The following is a 15,726-nucleotide window of genomic DNA, read 5'->3' as shown; positions in this document are numbered from 1 at the left end:
CCGCGGCAATCCGCCCTCCCAGTTTTTAAACCTTGAGAGTCGTAACCATGAAAATTGTCATTGTCGGAGGCGGTGCAGGGGGCCTTGAGCTCGCCACCAAGCTTGGCCGTAAACTGGCCAAACCGGGGCGGGCGACTGTCACCCTGGTAGATAAAAATGCCACGCATATCTGGAAGCCGCTATTGCACGAAGTGGCCACCGGCGTGCTGGACTCAGGCATGGATGCGGTCAGCTATCGCGCCCATGCCCGGCGCCACCATTTTCATTTTCAGCAGGGTGCGCTGTGCGACATCGACCGCGAGGCGCGCGACATCACCCTGGCGGCCATTGAGGATGACCGCGGTCGTGAAGTGGTAGGGCAGCGCCGTTTGTCTTACGACTATCTCGTGCTGGCGCTGGGATCGGTCACCAATGATTTTGGTACGCCGGGTGTGGCCGAACACTGTATTTTTCTCGATGCACCGCGTCAGGCCGAGCGTTTTCACCAGCATATGCTGAACGGCTTTATTCGCGTGGATGCGGATCGGAAACACAATACCAAACTGGCCATTGCGATTGTCGGAGCGGGTGCAACCGGCGTTGAGCTTTCTGCTGAACTGCATAACGCCGCCGAATGGCTCAGTATCTATGGCTTGTCGAATCTGAACCGGGACAGTCTCGCGGTCACTCTGGTGGAAGCGGGACCCCGTATTCTGCCCGCGTTGCCAGAGCGGTTGTCGGGTAAGGCACACCGTGAGCTGACCGAGCTGGGCGTGCAGGTGCGGGTGTCGACGCGGGTGGCTGCGGCCGAACCTGGCGGTCTGCGCACTGCAGAGGGGGAATTGATTACGGCCGATCTGATGGTGTGGGCTGCAGGTATCAAGGCGCCCGACTTTATGAAAGACATCGCCGGCTTGGAAACCAATCGCATCAATCAACTGGTGGTTAAACCCACGCTACAAACCAGCCGCGATCACCGGATTTTTGCCCTGGGCGATTGCGCTGCCTGCGCATTGTCCGATGGAAAAAATGTGCCGCCCAGAGCGCAATCCGCGCACCAAATGGCCGATTGCGTATACGACAACCTATTGGCTATCAGTCGCTCCAGGCCGTTGCGCGCGTTCGAGTACAAAGACCACGGGTCGCTGGTTTCGCTCAGCCGGTTCTCTACCGTGGGTAGCCTGATGGGTAACCTAACCCGCGGCAGCATGATGATAGAAGGGCGCTTGGCGAGAATTATGTACATATCACTCTATCGCATGCACCAGGCGGCAATACATGGCTGGCTTCGCACGCTCTTGTTGAGCATCAGCGAGAAGGTCAGCCGGGTGTTCAGACCGCGGCTCAAATTGCATTAACTGGTTTGGCGGGTTGTATGGGGTAGGGCTTGGTCTATGCTGGTGTAGATAGCCCATTGGAGCCCGCCCATGCCCCGCCTGTTAATGTACACCAGTGATGCCTGCGCATTGATGGAACAGGACCCGCAGCAAATGGCTGCAGGACTGGCCGACATAGAGCGTACTGCCAAGCAGCGCAATGCCGAGTTGGATGTGTGTGGGGTGTTGATTGTCGATCAGGGACATTTTGTACAAATTCTTGAAGGCAGTACCCGGGCCATCGACGCGCTGATGAATTCGATTTTGGCTGACAATCGCCACAAAAACGTCAACATTCTGATGGATGAACCGATCGCCGCCAAATCGTTCAAGGATTGGAACATGGATGTGTTTTTACTGGATGATCACCCGGACCTGCCCGGCGAGGAGATAGGGCATTTCCGCGACGCTTATCTCGCCAATGAAAAACCCAACGGCGTTGAACTCGGTCGCTGGATCAAACGGTTGATTGCGCATCCGGATATCCGCTTCCGCGGCAACCAATAGTCAGCGCCAACGCTGCCAGGCGTTGAGGACTTTTTCCGGATACCAGTATTTTCCATAGCTGCCGTTGTAGCGGGCCAGCGCATGGGCCCAGTGGCCGTTTTCCCGGTTCAGGTAGTGTTTGAGGATAGTGCAGCCGTAGCGGAGGTTGGTCATCATGTCGATGAGGTTATCCTCAGGACGACCGATTTCGTGTTTCCAGAATGGCATTACCTGCATCATGCCCTGGGCACCCACCCGAGAAACGGCGTAGCGATTGAAGGCACTTTCTATTTCAATCACGGCGAGCACCAATTCTGGCTGCAGGCCCGCCCGTTTGGCTTCACTGTGGACGGCCTTGAGTACCGTCAGGCGCTTTTGCGGGTCTTTGATAAAGCGCGCGAGTTTGCCCGACTGCAGCATCAGCCAGGCCTCGGCATCGTATTTATCGGTAAAGGAGTCGGAAGACGCTACCGCCTGGCTGAGCAGGCGCTTGAGCTCCTCGTCTCTTTCCACGGTTTGTGCAGACGCGCCCGCGCTCAGCCAGCAAAGCAGCGCAATCCACACCAAACCGCGGAGCAGCATCAGTTGAGTGCAGCCTTCAGGTGATCGATGGCGTTTGCCAAAGGAATGTTGACCGATTCCGCATCGCGCCGACCTTTGTATTCCACTTCCCCGTTTTCCAGGCCGCGGTCGCCCACCACCAGGCGGTGTGGGATACCCATGAGTTCGGTGTTGGCCAACATGACACCCAGACGCGCTTTTTCTTCATCCATGAACAGCACGTCGATACCGGCGGCCAATAGCGACTGATACAGCGATTCGCAGGCATCCCGCACGGCCTCCGATTTGTTCATGTTGATGGGCACCAGCGCTACCTGGAAGGGGGCGATTGCGGCCGGCCAGATGATGCCGTTGTCGTCGTGATTCTGTTCAATGGCCGACGCCACCACGCGGGTCACGCCGATTCCGTAGCAACCCATGGTCATGGTTTCCGCTTTGCCGTTTTCGGTCAGCACTTTGGCGCCCATGGCTTCGGAGTACTTGGTGCCGAGCTGGAAAATGTGGCCCACTTCGATGCCGCGTTTGATGGCCAGGGTGCCCTGGCCACAGGGGCTCGGGTCTCCGTCCACAACGTTGCGCAGATCCTCGATGCGCGCCGCTTTTGCGTCGCGGTCCCAGTTGGCGCCGGTGAAATGGAAACCGTCTTCGTTGGCGCCACAGGCAAAGTCTGCCAGGTGCGCTGCGGCACGGTCGACAAGGGTGAGAATGGGCAGGTTGACCGGGCCCAGGGAGCCGGTGCCGACACCCAATTCCGCTTTGATGCGCTCTTCCGGAGCAAAGGTCAGTGGCGCCGCCACGCCGTCGAGTTTTTCGGCTTTGATGTCATTCAGCTCGTGGTCGCCACGCAGCACCAGCGCTACCAGTGGCTGCCTGCCTTCGTCGTCCGCTTGTCCCAGTACGATCAGGGTTTTTACACATTGGCCGGGCGCAATGGACAGCGCTTTGCACACCTCGTCAATGGTGTGGACGCCGGGCGTGGCCACTTTGGTCAAAGATGCGGTGGCGGCTGGGCGCTCGCCCGCCGGCGCCAGGGCTTCGGCTTTTTCCACGTTGGCGGCGTAATCGGAACCGTCGCTGAACACAATGGCATCTTCACCGGAGTCGGCCAGTACGTGGAATTCGTGCGAGAAAGCGCCGCCAATAGACCCTGTGTCGGCCAGCACCGGCCGGTATGCCAGACCGATGCGGTCAAAAATGTTGCAGTACGCCTTGTGCATCACATCGTAGGTTTGCTGCAGGCAGTCTTGGGATGCGTGGAACGAGTAGGCATCTTTCATGATGAATTCACGCGAGCGCATCACGCCGAAACGCGGGCGTATTTCGTCGCGGAATTTAGTCTGAATCTGATAGAAACTGGCGGGCAGCTGCTTGTACGAATTGAGTTCATTGCGCACCAGGTCAGTAATGACTTCTTCGTGGGTTGGTCCCAGACAGAAAGGGCGGTCGTGGCGGTCTTTTACCCGCAGTAATTCCGGCCCGTATTGTTGCCAGCGGCCGGACTCTTCCCACAACTCGGCCGGTTGGACCACGGGCATTAATACTTCCTGGGCACCGGCTGCGTTCATTTCCTCGCGCACGATGTTTTCCACTTTACGCAACACGCGCAAGCCGAGCGGCAACCAGGTGTACAGGCCGGATGCGAGTTTGCGGATCAGGCCTGCGCGCAGCATCAGTTTATGGCTGATAACCTCGGCGTCATGTGGGGTTTCTTTGAGGGTGGCGATCAGGAAACGGCTGGCGCGCATGGGGTAGTCTTCCATAGCTCGGGTTGTAGAAACCGGCTATTCTAATGAGCTAACGCCATCGGGTACAGGTGTTGAACGCAGAAGATGTTCCGGCCCGCTTGAGGCCGTGACCGGCCTGCGCGTCACACCCTCACAGCCCGCTACTTTCGGAACCGGAATTGCCCTATGTTTTCCCTACACGCCCAGTTAGAAAAAGATTCCCACCTGATCGGCCGCATGAGCCTGTGTCAGGTCCGGCTTTCGCTGGATGCCAATTACCCCTGGTGTCTGCTGATTCCAGAGCGCGAAGCGGTGACAGAAATTCATCACCTGAGCGAAGCGGACAGGCATCAGCTGATGAACGAATCCTGCCGGCTGGCAGAGGTCATGGTGAGCCTGTTTGATCCGAAAAAAATCAATGTGGCGGCGTTGGGCAATATGGTGCCTCAACTTCATATCCATCACATTGCGCGCTTCGAGCAGGATGCTGCCTGGCCTGGTCCCGTGTGGGGGCGGGTGCCAGCAAAGGCGTATTCAGAGGCCGAATTCAACGCCAGGGTGCATAAGTTGGTGAGTGCGTTGGCGGGGGAGGGGTTTGAGGCGGCGTAATACCTCCCCAGCCAGCGTGGCTGACTCAGCTTTCCATCTGTGACTGCTGGTAATTCTGGATGCCGACCCGGTCAATCAGACCCAATTGGGTTTCCAGCCAGTCCACATGCTCTTCCTCGGACTCCAGAATATCCTTTAACAGGTCACGGCTTACATAGTCCTGCACCGACTCACAGTAGGATATACCGGCTTTCAGGTCAGGGATCGCCTTGAGCTCCAGCTTGAGGTCGCACTTCAGCATTTCCTCAACGTTTTCGCCGATAAGCAGCTTGCCCAGATCCTGCAGGTTGGGAATGCCCTCCAGAAACAGAATGCGCTCCACCAATTGGTCGGCGTGCTTCATTTCGTCGATGGACTCGTGATACTCCTTGTCTGCCAGCTCCTTCAGGCCCCAATCCTTGTACATGCGTGCGTGCAGGAAGTATTGATTGATGGCCACCAGCTCGTTACCGAGCGCGATGTTGAGATGTTTGATGACCTGCGGGTCGCCTTTCATAGGAGTTCCATCCATTGCAATGAGTAATAAGCTGCAAGTCTGGAACCACGGCGCGGGGCTGTCAAGGGATCAACGCTGTAAGTGGTTGATCCGCAAGGGTTTTACTGAGAGCTGAGGTGGGTATCTGAGACGAGGTAAAAATGCGAATCGTTCAGTTAAACGGCCGCGTAGAACAGCTCGGTACCCGCGGATGTATGCATGCTCAGGGTTTCGTTGATGATTTCCTGGGTCAGTACACCGCACTTGCCGCACTGGCTGGCAACGCCCAGCGCCTTGCGGACCTGGCGCAGGTTGGTGGCACCGCCAGCCACTGCGTCGGTGATTTGGGTGTCGGTGATGCCTTTGCACAAACAAACGTACATGGTAGTCGCTCATAAACCGTGTTCGATGCGCTAAAGTTTAAGGTAATGAGAATTATTGTCAATAATTTATGAGAATAATTCTTGTTAATAACCTTTTTGGAGGCGGTACTTGAATTTACTGCTATCGTCGCCATATACAAATTCAATGGCGATGGTCCTGTCCCGGTTGTGCAAAGGGTTTACCATTGCCGCCTTTAACCGGGGTATGCCAGTCTGTACCCCGGCCTTGGCGTCGTTGATCTCAACGGTGTCCATCCAGTTTTCCAAACCCTGACTTCACACAGAACAAGGAGATGAATCATGGGCGTATTAGTAGGTAAGCAGGCTCCCGATTTCACCGCAGCGGCGGTATTGGGCAATGGCGAGATTGTTGAGGATTTCAACCTGGCTGCCACCATCAAGGGCAAGAAAGCCGTTGTGTTCTTTTACCCATTGGACTTTACCTTCGTATGTCCTTCTGAGCTGCTGGCATTCGACCACCGCGTAGAAGAGTTCAAGAAGCGCAATGTGGAAGTGATCGGTGTATCCATCGATTCGCACTTCTCCCACAATGCATGGCGCAACACTGCGATCGAAGACGGCGGTATCGGTCCCGTGAAATACACCCTGGTGGCCGACATCAATCACGCCATCTGTAAGGCTTATGACGTTGAGTCCGAAGGTGGCGTGGCTTTCCGTGGCTCTTTCCTGATCGATGAAGACGGTCTGGTTCGCCATCAGGTGGTTAACGATCTGCCTCTGGGCCGTAACGTTGACGAAATGATCCGCATGGTTGACGCCCTGGCATTCCACCAGCAGCACGGTGAAGTGTGCCCGGCGGGTTGGAAGGACGGTGATGCAGGCATGACTGCATCGCCTGAGGGTGTTGCTGCCTACCTGAAAGAGAACGCTGGCAAGCTGTAATTGCCGCTTCTCCCGACGTAAAAGAGCCCGGCTATTGGCCGGGCTTTTTTATTGGGGTATTGGGTCATGAACCCAGTTTTATCAGGTCCTGGTCGCCAGCGAGTGGTTGCGCGGATTGGCCTTTCAGTGCCGGTCCCTAGGCACGCCAGGCCGGGCGGTTCCCCTACGGGATGTATATGACATCAGATGTTCCGCGTAAGAATTGTTTTTCATGTTTTTATAAGCTTCATATGCCCTGAAGTATTAAAAAAAACAGAATCTTGGTTCATGTTAGTGAGTCCTTCACGCCTTTGTGATATGCAACCTGTCTAACCTGACAGATATTTCCACACCTTCCGGCTCGGTGCGGCACTGATCAGATATCAGCCGCTGAAAAACGATCATGGATCGATATTGACAATTGTAACTTATTGAAATTAAAGGAAAATATTTGCTCTGATCAAATATTGATCAATCTGTGTTGGGGCCCCATATGATGGGCAATCGCGCCGTTTTCTCAGGGCTCATGCACAGACTTATCCACAGAAACTGTGGATTAATGGCGGCTGAGTAATATTTGTCCACAAGCCTGAGCGATGTATTCGTACAAAGGTTTTATTTTTGCCCGTCGGGGCTCATTGGGGTTAGTGAATCGGGTTATGTTTATCCCGTAATTCCGGTTTACTTGCGCCCATTGCGGGAAAACTTCCTATACTGATCTGATAAGGTCCGGCTGAATGATGCATCTGCCCGGATAAAAAGGAACACCTGCTGTGGGAGAAACTGTTTGTACTCTGAGCGCCGTAAATTTGCCCGCCAATCCACCTCCATCCGGGTTGAAATGACCCACCCCAGTTTTGGCACTCTGGTGGGCTATACCCGCGATATTTCCGATGGCGGCGCTGCCGTACAACTGGAGGTGGATGTCCTGCCCCCGGTGGGAACCCAGGTGCAGGTGGTCTTTCATAAGATCGGCGGCCAGATCAATGAGGCGCCGGTGCCGATGCAAGTGCGGCACCACAACAACCAGCTGCTTGGCCTGATGTTTCTGCCCCGGTAAAGGGCCAGATCAGTCCTGGGCGCAATGACCAGGTCGAACCATGCGCACCGATTGCACCTGTCCCAGTTGCTTCAGGTCGGTACAATCCAGGTCGGCGTTGCCAGTGAGATCAAGGTCCGTCAGCCGAAGCAGGGTAAGCAAAGGCGCTGCGCTGGTCAGTTGATTGTTGGCGAGGTTCAGCCAGGTAAGCCGGCTGAGATTGCCCAGCTCTGTTGCGCTTTGCAGTGCGTTGTCTGAAAGGTCCAGTTCCTGCAGTCCTGCAAAGGTTTCTATGCCTGCCAACTGGGTAATGCCGGCATGGCGGCAGTTCAGTCTCTCCAATTGAATGGCGCGGGTTATCTGTTTGTCTTCGATGTGTTGATCAATGCACTCTTGCAGGTTCGGATCGGCGACCCTGAACTGCGTGAAAAGCGGGAGCGGTGTGTAAACCTGACGTTCATTCACCGACACCTCGTAGCCCTGACAGGCCACCAGTAAAACGGCCAGAGAACCCAAGCTGAATAAAGACTTAACCTGCATGCGATTTATCCGTGTGTGTGCGTTGGTCGCTACTTTACATTTATTTTGTGGCAATTCCCCCTCCGGCGCTTAATTCCTTCAGATCCGCCAGTTATACTGCTGCCGGTTTGTGGCTGTCAGTCTTCCATTGACGGCCTTGTTCATCTACTAGCAGGAGTTCCCATGCGCCCATTGATTGCCCTGGCAGCTGCACTCAGCCTTGCCGCTTGCCAAACCGTAGATCCTTACACCGGCGAACAGAAAACCAGCAATGCCACCACCGGCGCCGCCGTGGGTGCCGTGGCGGGTGCAGTGATTGGCGCCGCCACCTCAAAAGGTAAAGACCGTGGACGTGCAGCCGCGACCGGCGCAGTACTGGGTGGTGCTGCAGGCGGTGGCATTGGCTACTACATGGACCAGCAGGAAGCGGCTTTACGTGCCGAACTTGAAGGCACCGGCGTTCGCGTTCAGCGCGATGGCGATAAGCTGACACTGATCATGCCCGGCAATATTACTTTTGCAACCGGTCGTTACGAGATCAAAGGCGACTTTTACCCGACGCTGAACAGCGTGGCCAAAGTGTTGAAAAAGTTTGACAAGACCGCGATCAAAGTTACCGGCCACACCGATTCCACCGGCAGCGACAGCACCAACCAGGTGTTAAGCGAGCAGCGCGCCAACAGCGTTGCACAATATCTGGTGGGACAACAGATTCCATCTGGCCGGGTGCACGCACAGGGCATGGGTGAGCGCTATCCCATCGCGACCAATGAGACGGCGGCGGGCCGCGAACAAAACCGTCGGGTAGAGCTCGAGTTGGTTGCCCTGGAAGGTAAGTGATGAGGCGTCGGGCGCACACTAAAAACGGTTTGATCGCCAGCGGTTTCATACTGCTGGCAGCCGCTGCGGGTGCGTCCGAGCAACTGTTGCTTGCCAATGTGCTGGAGCGCCAGTTCCAGTACAACATCGGCATGAGTCAACCTGGCACCCTGGCGGTTGGGCAGGTGCATTACCGCCTCGAAGTGCTTGACCATTGGGGCGAGCAGGGCGCAAGCCGGGTTGTGCAGGTGTTGGCCGACGGCAATTGTGTCAACCTGTTACAGGAACAACATCGCTATCTGGTGACGATGACCGACCGGGTAGCGCAATTTCGTGAGCAGCCGGTGCATTTCATTGCCTGTGAGGCAACCCCGGAATCCGAGGCGGGCGAGGCAATAGCCGCGCTCAATGCCGAGCGCGACCAGAGGCCTCTCTGAAAACGTTTTATTGTTCGGTTGTCAGCCAGATTTCCACCCGCTGATTACGGGTTTTGTCGGTGCCGTCCACGGGCATAATGGCACCAAATCCCTGCACCGGCTGAGTGCCAATCCCGAGTTGGTAAAGCGCTGATTTCACCTGAGTTGCCCGCAGTTTTGAGAGTACGCGCGAGCGGCTTTCTGTATCTTTGGTATCGCCAAAACCCACCAGCAAAATCTTTTGGTGACGTCTGTCGGGCGATTGCATCAACGCCGCCAGGCGCAAAATATCCTGCCGGGCTTTATTGTCCAGCTCAGCACTGCCTTCGCGAAAACGGATGTTGACCGACAGGCGCTCTGCACCAGTCACCGCCTGCAGGTAGTCTTCATTGGTGATGCCTTCCAAATCCGGCGTGACTGCAATCGGCACCTGGGAAACGTAACCAATGTTGGCCACCTGGGTCTGGCCGGCGGCGCTCTGGGCAAAGGCCACAAATTCAGCCAGCAAAGGATCGCTGGCCGGCGGCATGTACAGAAACAAGCGACGGCTCAAACGATAGTCCTCGGTGGCGACGGTCATTTGTGACGGTAGCAGCGGTTCTGTGCCTTCATCATAAATGGCCAGTGGTTTTGCCCGGTTGACCGCAGCAAGACCCACAAACCCGATGCCACCCGGGTCGCCGGCAACGCGGCCTGATAATGCGTCATTGGATTCAAATCGTCGCGCGTGCTTATCCAGTGTGAAGGTTTTGCCTAGCACCAGTGAGCTGAAGGTGTCCCACGTACCTGACTTGTCATCGCGCGCGTACAGGTTGATTGCAATATCTTTCCCGCCCAACTCAGACCAACGTTTGATTTCGCCTGCAAATATGCGGGCGACGGTATTCGTGGTCAACCGCGCCACGTTGTTTTCAGGGTGCACGATGACGGCCAGACCGTCGATAGCGAGAACCTTTTCGGCCTCAAAGCTTTGCATGTCGTCAAGGTGGGCAAGGCTTTCCGCTTCGGTGGGTTTGATTGGGCGGGAAGACATGCCCAGATCGGCGCTGCCATCGGCCAGGCCCTGAAAGCTGGTAGAGGAGCCGTGCGCGGCTATATCCACAAAAACCTGAGTGCCGTTGGTGAATGTGCCGACAATGCGCGATTCATTTTCGATACCCGATGGCTCACGAATCACGTCATTTGCGCCTTTGGCTAACAGGTAGGCCTCTACCAACGCCGGCATTAACGCGGCACCCACCGTATTGGATCCTTTTACCGTGAACAACTTGCCGCGGGTGGCGCTGTCAAAGGGTTCAAGAACAATGTCATTTGCTTGTAGAGATACGCTGAATAACAGACTGAAAGCGAGGAAAAGTGCCCACAAACGCATGGCAAACCATTTCATATTGCATTCCTGATTCGGGTGAGGTGTGCACACACCTTTACTTTAATTTGGAAGGGGGTCGAATCTATGACGGAAACATGACAAATGTGTTACAGCGGTATGAAAACGCCTTTCAGGCAGAGAAATTCTTGTGGAACTTTCGTTCAAGTCAGTCTCATAAGGCACAATAACAAGCTAAACCTGCAGCAGGGAAAATTGACTCAATCGCAGGAGATTAACATGACTTATACCAAAGGCGTGGGTGGCCAGACACCCGAGGCGGCGCTGGCCGCACTCAGCAATATGACAGAGGGTGTCGAACCCATCGGCCAACCGGAGTATCAGGCCCGCATTTCCCGTGCACAAGCGTTGATGGCGCAACAGGGCTTGGACGCCGTCTACCTCAACGCGGGAACCAACCTGTTTTACTTCACCGGCACCCGCTGGTGGCCGAGTGAACGGCTGGTGGGAGTCTTGCTACCCAAAACCGGTCAACCGGTATATCTGGGCCCTGCGTTTGAAGAGAACACGCTCAACCAATACCGAGTGGTGGCGGGCGACTTTCAAGGTTGGCAGGAACACGAGAGCCCCTATGCGCTGGCTGCAGGGATTCTTGCGCAGTGGGGTGCGCGCACGGTGGGGATAGATGAAAGCAGCCCGTTCTTTATTTCCAACGGTCTGGCCAAGGCGGCACCCGGTTTGCAATGGGTCAGTGCCGACGCGGTAACCGCGGGTTGCCGGATGCATAAATCACCGGCGGAAATCGCATTGATGCAGCGCGCCAAAGACATGACCATGGCCGTGCACCGCGCCGCAGCGTCCATGTTACGTCCCGGCATTTCCACCCTTGAGGTCGCCGAGTTCATTGATGCCGCTCATAAACGCGTGGGTGCCGCCGGCTCTTCCTTTTGCATTGTATTGTTCGGCGTTGCCTCGAGCTTTCCCCATGGGGTCAAACATGCGCAGACGCTTAAAGAGAACGATTGGGTGCTGATCGATACCGGTTGTGTGTTGCACGGCTATAACTCCGACATTACCCGCAGTTACGCGTTTGGCGACATTACCGATCGCCAGCGCCAGGCTTTTGCTGCAGAAAAGGCCGCGCAGGCCGCCGCGTTTGAGGCCGCCCAGTTGGGTCGGCCCTGTGGTGCCGCCGACGATGCCGCGCGCAGGGTATTGGCCGAGCACGGGTTTTCGCCTGACTACGCATTGCCCGGCTTACCGCATCGCACCGGTCACGGCTGCGGACTCGACATTCATGAGTGGCCCTATCTGGTGAAAGGCAACGATCAACCGTTGGCTGCCGGCATGGTGTTTTCCAACGAACCCATGTTGGTACTGCCGGGTGAATTTGGTGTGCGACTGGAAGATCATTTTTACATGACGGACAATGGCCCCCGCTGGTTCACCGAACCCTCAGAATCCATTGATAACCCGTTAAATTTATAACGCCTTGAAGGGGCGCTGCTTATGTCTTCATGCCCCGTTTACATCGCCCATCCGGTGCTTGCCGAGCAGGGTCTGCGCTGGGCCGAGCTGGCCCGGCAACCCTACGCCGGTCTGGGTGATCCGCGCGAGATCACCGACCACGCCTTTGTGTTGTGGCTGGATGATTCCGGTCTCAAACTTCAGCAAACCGGCCGCAAGGCACCTGGCCCCGTGTGGGTGGATTTTGCCCATGGCGCAGCGGATCACCGACGCCAGTACGGTGGCGGACGCGGTCAGATGGTGGCCAAAGCCGTAGGATTGAAAGCCGGAGTGAACCCGCAGGTGTTGGATGCCACCGCAGGTCTGGGTGGCGACGCCTATGTGCTGGCGTGCCTCGGCGCGCAGGTTCACATGCAGGAGCGCAATCCGGTGGTCTACAGCCTGTTGTCGGACGGCCTGAACCGTTTGCGGCAGGTTGCAGAATCGCAAGCGCCGGATTTGCTTGCCGTGGCCGGGAGGCTGAGCCTGGCACCGGACCTGTGCAGCTCGGAGCAGGGTATGGCGGTGGCGGATGTGGTTTATCTGGATCCCATGTTCCCAAGCCGGGAAAAAAGCGCTGCAGTGAAAAAGGAAATGACCGCGTTCCACAGTCTGGTGGGTGAAGACCCGGATCAGGATGGGCTCCTGGCGCAAGCCCTGGATGCGGCGCGTTACCGGGTGGTGGTCAAACGCCCGCGCAAAGCGCCCTGGCTGGCGGGTCAGAAGCCGGCCCTGGCGTTGACGGGTAAGTCCAGCCGGTTTGATATCTATACACTCAGAAAAATGCCGGATCGTTTGCCGGACGTTGACGTCTGATCGTCATTTCTGGGTAAAAAAAGCCCACAAACGGCTGATCACCATGCGCAGGTGAGCGGCCATGGCCATGACAAACCCTATCGCGGCGCATATCAGCCCGACGGCCATGGCCAGTTCCTGCTCGAAGGAGTCCGCCATCAATTGGCTGGCCATGTACACGAGCACCAACCCGAAAAAAAACAGCATGGCGCCCAATTTGAACTGGGCAAATGCCACCAGCAAGGGCGCCTGATAATGGGCTTTCAAGGCGGCCAGCGGGTGTTTGCGTGAGGGAGTTTTCCGGTACATCTGATCATCATAGCATTGATCCAGTGGGCCCTTTTGCGCGTATTAAAGGCAAACCAATGAGGTGTGCCATGAAATCACAACAATCGACCGCAAACGCTCAATCTGAACGCTTCAAGATCGGTATCAGTGCCTGTCTGATGGGGCATGAGGTTCGCTTCAATGCAGGCCATAAACGCCATGGATTCTGCGCCGATCAGCTCGTCAACATCGCCAATCTTGTGCCTATGTGCCCGGAAGTCGCGATAGGCCTTCCGACTCCCCGGCCGGCCATCCGGCAGGTGCACCGGGACGATGTGATTGCGGTCGAGTGGAGCAAGCCCAAAGCGGGCGATGAGGTGGTGGACTTTGCACCGGCGCTGGCCGCCAAAGCGTCGGAATTCCTGGCGGCTCACGACGACCTGGATGGCTACATTTTCATGAACGATTCCCCCAGTTGCGGGAGCGTCAACGTCAAGACCTACCGCACCAATGGCTATCAGGCGACGCGCAAGGGCGTGGGCGTGTATGCGGCCGGCATTATGGCGGCAGCGCCTTTGATGCCGGTTGAAGATGCCGGTCGCCTGAACGATCCGGTGATTCGCGAAAACTTCATGGTTCGCTTAGGTGTCTACCGCGCCTGGCGCCTGCTGAAGCTGAGCCGCGAAACCCTGACCATGGGCGACCTGATCCGTTTTTACAGCCCTTACAAGTATTTGCTGATGGCCCACTCGCAGACGGCGTACAAAGCGGTGGGTCGGTTGTTGGCGAATCACGACCGCAAGCCGGTAAATATTCTGGCGGATGAGTTTATTGCCGTGCTGATGGATGGCTTCAAAGTACTGGCCAACCGCAAGAGCCACAGCAACGTGTTGTTGCATATGCTGGGCTATTTCAAAAAACATTTGTCGCAGGATGACCGGCAGGAAATGCTCAGCCATATCGACCAATACCGTCTCGGTATTACGCCGTTGGTAACGCCTCTGGTGTTGATGAAGCATCACGTCAAGCGTTTGCCGGGTAACTATCTGTCCGAGCAGAAATACTGGCAGCCACACGACGCCGGCCTGGGCCTGCGGTCAGCTATCTGACGGCGATGTCGAGAGCGAAACATCCGAACCAGCTGATCTGGTTCCGCAACGATCTGCGGGTGACTGACCATCCGGCACTTACCGCCGCTTGCCAGAGCGCAATGGCGGAGGGGGGCAGGGTGCACGCCGTTTTTGTCTGCACCACCCAGCAATGGCAGCGGCACGATTGGGGCGTGAACAAACGCGACTTTGTGTACCGTTCTGTGTTGGCCTTGGGACAGCAATTGCGGGAACTGGGTATTACATTGCATGTGTTGCAAGTGCCCCTGTTTTCCCAATGCGCTGAGGCGGTGGTTAAGCTGGCACTTGAATTGGGTGCCGGCAAAGTGGTGTGGCATCGCGAAGTGGGGTGGGACGAGCGTCAGCGGGATCTGGCAGTGCGTAAACGCTGTACCCAGGAAAACCTGGCTACCGAGGTGTTGGATGACCGTTTATTGGTGCCGCCCGAATCGGTGCTGACCGGAGGCGGCACGCCTTTCAAAGTGTTCACGCCTTACAAGCGACGTTGGCTGGAGGCACTCAAAGCCAGCGGTGTTGCGAATCTGCCCAAGCCCAGAGTACAACCCGGTAAAGTGAACGCGCCGACGATTTCGCGCGACGCGTTTGGCCTGTCTGAAGATGTGCCCGCGATGGCGGCCTTATGGCCGGCGGGCGAGAGCGAAGCGCACAAAAGGCTCGTGCGCTTTACGCGAGAGCGCCTGATGCAGTACGGCGAGCAACGGGATTTTCCTGCGCTTGAGGGTACGTCCGGTTTGTCGCCCTACCTGGCGGTGGGCGCCATCAGCGCGCGTCAATGTGCTCACGCCTGGTTGCTCGCCAGTGAAGGTGATTGGCATCATCCCCGCAGTGACGTGTGGTTGAGCGAGCTGGGCTGGCGGGATTTTTACCAATACATCATGTGGCATTTTCCCCGGGTGTCGCGCAATCAGCCCTTTGTGGAGAAAACACGTCAGTTGGCCTGGCGGTCTGCCGACGAAGATTTTCTCGCCTGGTGCCAGGGCCGCACCGGTATCCCTCTGGTGGACGCGGCGATGCGGCAATTGCACGCCACCGGCTGGATGCACAACCGGTTACGCATGGTGGTGGCCATGTTTCTCACCAAAAATCTGCTGGTGGATTGGCGGCGGGGCGAGGCCTATTTTATGCAGCAGCTGGTGGATGGCGACTTTGCCGCCAACAATGGCGGCTGGCAGTGGAGTGCCTCTACAGGCACCGACGCCGCGCCCTATTTCCGGGTATTCAACCCGGTCAGCCAGTCGCAACGCTTCGACCCGGAAGGGCAATTCATCCGGCACTGGTTGCCTGAACTGGCGCATCTGGACAACAAGCAGATTCACCTGCCCAAACCCGCCTTGCGCGGCGACTATCCGGCGCCAATCGTGGACCTGAAGCTGTCCCGCCAGCAGGCCATCGACGCATTCGCCGCCCTATGATGTAGATCAACCTAAGGTCTC

At 56.7% G+C, this 15,726-nt stretch carries 18 protein-coding genes; 11 read left to right on the top strand and 7 right to left on the bottom strand.

Annotated features, from left to right (window positions below):
• The first annotated feature begins 47 nt into the window (after window positions 1-47).
• Both M5M_RS05520 and M5M_RS19355 read left to right on the top strand, forming a co-directional pair.
• Entirely contained in the window at window positions 48-1,337 is a 1,290-nt protein-coding gene (locus M5M_RS05520; protein ID WP_016389233.1) for an NAD(P)/FAD-dependent oxidoreductase, read from the top strand.
• Between the two features lie 69 nt (window positions 1,338-1,406).
• Window positions 1,407-1,862, top strand: a complete 456-nt coding sequence (locus M5M_RS19355) for a BLUF domain-containing protein (RefSeq protein ID WP_015046481.1) — start codon at window positions 1,407-1,409, stop codon at window positions 1,860-1,862.
• Here the strand turns inward: M5M_RS19355 and M5M_RS05510 are convergent, their stop codons facing one another.
• Together M5M_RS05510 and M5M_RS05505 are read right to left on the bottom strand one after the other, a co-directional pair.
• Entirely contained in the window at window positions 1,863-2,423 is a 561-nt protein-coding gene (locus tag M5M_RS05510) for a lytic transglycosylase domain-containing protein (RefSeq protein ID WP_015046480.1), read from the bottom strand.
• The gene (locus M5M_RS05505) at window positions 2,423-4,147 is read right to left on the bottom strand and encodes a proline--tRNA ligase (protein ID WP_015046479.1); all 1,725 of its coding nucleotides are present in this window, start codon (window positions 4,145-4,147) and stop codon (window positions 2,423-2,425) included. Before M5M_RS05505 ends, M5M_RS05510 begins: the two co-directional genes overlap by 1 nt.
• 165 nt (window positions 4,148-4,312) lie before the next feature.
• On the opposite strand from M5M_RS05505, the gene M5M_RS05500 reads away from it, so the two are divergent.
• A complete protein-coding gene (locus M5M_RS05500; RefSeq protein WP_015046478.1) occupies window positions 4,313-4,735 on the top strand; it encodes an HIT domain-containing protein in 423 nt (140 codons plus the stop codon).
• Between the two features lie 25 nt (window positions 4,736-4,760).
• On the opposite strand, the gene bfr is transcribed toward M5M_RS05500, so the two are convergent.
• The gene (gene bfr / locus M5M_RS05495) at window positions 4,761-5,231 is read right to left on the bottom strand and encodes a bacterioferritin (protein WP_015046477.1); all 471 of its coding nucleotides are present in this window, start codon (window positions 5,229-5,231) and stop codon (window positions 4,761-4,763) included.
• Window positions 5,232-5,386: 155 nt separating this feature from the next.
• Window positions 5,387-5,593 carry a bacterioferritin-associated ferredoxin gene (locus M5M_RS05490; RefSeq protein ID WP_015046476.1) on the bottom strand — a complete coding sequence of 69 codons (207 nt, stop codon included), beginning with the start codon at window positions 5,591-5,593 and terminating at the stop codon, window positions 5,387-5,389.
• A 300-nt stretch (window positions 5,594-5,893) separates the two neighbouring features.
• Here M5M_RS05490 and M5M_RS05485 point away from each other — a divergent pair, with 300 nt between their 5' ends.
• Window positions 5,894-6,496, top strand: coding sequence for a peroxiredoxin (locus tag M5M_RS05485; protein ID WP_015046475.1), 603 nt, complete (start codon window positions 5,894-5,896; stop codon window positions 6,494-6,496).
• A 766-nt stretch (window positions 6,497-7,262) separates the two neighbouring features.
• On the top strand, window positions 7,263-7,535 hold the full coding sequence (locus tag M5M_RS05480) for a PilZ domain-containing protein (RefSeq protein ID WP_015046474.1): 273 nt from the start codon (window positions 7,263-7,265) through the stop codon (window positions 7,533-7,535).
• A 9-nt stretch (window positions 7,536-7,544) separates the two neighbouring features.
• Here the strand turns inward: M5M_RS05480 and M5M_RS05475 are convergent, their stop codons facing one another.
• Window positions 7,545-8,054 carry a leucine-rich repeat domain-containing protein gene (locus M5M_RS05475; protein ID WP_015046473.1) on the bottom strand — a complete coding sequence of 170 codons (510 nt, stop codon included), beginning with the start codon at window positions 8,052-8,054 and terminating at the stop codon, window positions 7,545-7,547.
• 162 nt (window positions 8,055-8,216) lie between these two features.
• Between M5M_RS05475 and M5M_RS05470 the strand changes: the two genes are divergently transcribed.
• The gene (locus M5M_RS05470) at window positions 8,217-8,873 is read left to right on the top strand and encodes a YiaD family glycine zipper/OmpA-like lipoprotein (protein ID WP_015046472.1); all 657 of its coding nucleotides are present in this window, start codon (window positions 8,217-8,219) and stop codon (window positions 8,871-8,873) included.
• Entirely contained in the window at window positions 8,870-9,289 is a 420-nt protein-coding gene (locus M5M_RS19835; protein ID WP_144062395.1) for a hypothetical protein, read from the top strand. Before M5M_RS05470 ends, M5M_RS19835 begins: the two co-directional genes overlap by 4 nt.
• Before the next feature lie 7 nt (window positions 9,290-9,296).
• On the opposite strand, the gene M5M_RS05460 is transcribed toward M5M_RS19835, so the two are convergent.
• Window positions 9,297-10,655, bottom strand: a complete 1,359-nt coding sequence (locus M5M_RS05460) for a substrate-binding domain-containing protein (protein ID WP_015046470.1) — start codon at window positions 10,653-10,655, stop codon at window positions 9,297-9,299.
• A gap of 219 nt (window positions 10,656-10,874) precedes the next feature.
• Here M5M_RS05460 and M5M_RS05455 point away from each other — a divergent pair, with 219 nt between their 5' ends.
• Both M5M_RS05455 and M5M_RS05450 read left to right on the top strand, forming a co-directional pair.
• Complete coding sequence (locus M5M_RS05455) at window positions 10,875-12,083, top strand: M24 family metallopeptidase (RefSeq protein ID WP_015046469.1); 1,209 nt, start codon at window positions 10,875-10,877, stop codon at window positions 12,081-12,083.
• Window positions 12,084-12,104: 21 nt separating this feature from the next.
• Window positions 12,105-12,917, top strand: coding sequence for a class I SAM-dependent methyltransferase (locus M5M_RS05450; RefSeq protein WP_015046468.1), 813 nt, complete (start codon window positions 12,105-12,107; stop codon window positions 12,915-12,917).
• A gap of 3 nt (window positions 12,918-12,920) precedes the next feature.
• On the opposite strand, the gene M5M_RS20095 is transcribed toward M5M_RS05450, so the two are convergent.
• Window positions 12,921-13,205, bottom strand: a complete 285-nt coding sequence (locus M5M_RS20095; RefSeq protein ID WP_015046467.1) for a hypothetical protein — start codon at window positions 13,203-13,205, stop codon at window positions 12,921-12,923.
• Between the two features lie 68 nt (window positions 13,206-13,273).
• On the opposite strand from M5M_RS20095, the gene M5M_RS05440 reads away from it, so the two are divergent.
• Both M5M_RS05440 and phrB read left to right on the top strand, forming a co-directional pair.
• Complete coding sequence (locus M5M_RS05440) at window positions 13,274-14,272, top strand: YbgA family protein (protein ID WP_015046466.1); 999 nt, start codon at window positions 13,274-13,276, stop codon at window positions 14,270-14,272.
• Window positions 14,273-14,277: 5 nt separating this feature from the next.
• On the top strand, window positions 14,278-15,705 hold the full coding sequence (gene phrB / locus M5M_RS05435) for a deoxyribodipyrimidine photo-lyase (protein ID WP_016389231.1): 1,428 nt from the start codon (window positions 14,278-14,280) through the stop codon (window positions 15,703-15,705).
• Window positions 15,706-15,726 lie beyond the last annotated feature (21 nt).

The organism is Simiduia agarivorans SA1 = DSM 21679, from assembly GCF_000305785.2.
GTDB classification, from domain to species: Bacteria; Pseudomonadota; Gammaproteobacteria; order Pseudomonadales; family Cellvibrionaceae; genus Simiduia; species Simiduia agarivorans.
The sequence above is the reverse complement of the archived record's forward strand: the minus strand, read 5'-3'. Positions and strand labels throughout refer to the sequence as shown.

Excerpts from the sequence above, each read along its gene's own strand:
- M5M_RS19355 (WP_015046481.1), top strand. The coding sequence starts at position 1,407 with ATGCCCCGCCTGTTAATGTACACCAGTGATGCCTGCGCATTGATGGAA.
- bfr (WP_015046477.1), bottom strand. The coding sequence starts at position 5,231 with ATGAAAGGCGACCCGCAGGTCATCAAACATCTCAACATCGCGCTCGGT.
- M5M_RS05450 (WP_015046468.1), top strand. The coding sequence starts at position 12,105 with ATGTCTTCATGCCCCGTTTACATCGCCCATCCGGTGCTTGCCGAGCAG.
- M5M_RS05485 (WP_015046475.1), top strand. The coding sequence starts at position 5,894 with ATGGGCGTATTAGTAGGTAAGCAGGCTCCCGATTTCACCGCAGCGGCG.
- M5M_RS05510 (WP_015046480.1), bottom strand. The coding sequence starts at position 2,423 with ATGCTGCTCCGCGGTTTGGTGTGGATTGCGCTGCTTTGCTGGCTGAGC.
- phrB (WP_016389231.1), top strand. The coding sequence starts at position 14,278 with ATGTCGAGAGCGAAACATCCGAACCAGCTGATCTGGTTCCGCAACGAT.
- M5M_RS05500 (WP_015046478.1), top strand. The coding sequence starts at position 4,313 with ATGTTTTCCCTACACGCCCAGTTAGAAAAAGATTCCCACCTGATCGGC.
- M5M_RS05475 (WP_015046473.1), bottom strand. The coding sequence starts at position 8,054 with ATGCAGGTTAAGTCTTTATTCAGCTTGGGTTCTCTGGCCGTTTTACTG.
- M5M_RS05460 (WP_015046470.1), bottom strand. The coding sequence starts at position 10,655 with ATGAAATGGTTTGCCATGCGTTTGTGGGCACTTTTCCTCGCTTTCAGT.
- M5M_RS05455 (WP_015046469.1), top strand. The coding sequence starts at position 10,875 with ATGACTTATACCAAAGGCGTGGGTGGCCAGACACCCGAGGCGGCGCTG.
- M5M_RS05490 (WP_015046476.1), bottom strand. The coding sequence starts at position 5,593 with ATGTACGTTTGTTTGTGCAAAGGCATCACCGACACCCAAATCACCGAC.
- M5M_RS05505 (WP_015046479.1), bottom strand. The coding sequence starts at position 4,147 with ATGCGCGCCAGCCGTTTCCTGATCGCCACCCTCAAAGAAACCCCACAT.
- M5M_RS20095 (WP_015046467.1), bottom strand. The coding sequence starts at position 13,205 with ATGTACCGGAAAACTCCCTCACGCAAACACCCGCTGGCCGCCTTGAAA.
- M5M_RS05520 (WP_016389233.1), top strand. The coding sequence starts at position 48 with ATGAAAATTGTCATTGTCGGAGGCGGTGCAGGGGGCCTTGAGCTCGCC.
- M5M_RS05440 (WP_015046466.1), top strand. The coding sequence starts at position 13,274 with ATGAAATCACAACAATCGACCGCAAACGCTCAATCTGAACGCTTCAAG.
- M5M_RS05470 (WP_015046472.1), top strand. The coding sequence starts at position 8,217 with ATGCGCCCATTGATTGCCCTGGCAGCTGCACTCAGCCTTGCCGCTTGC.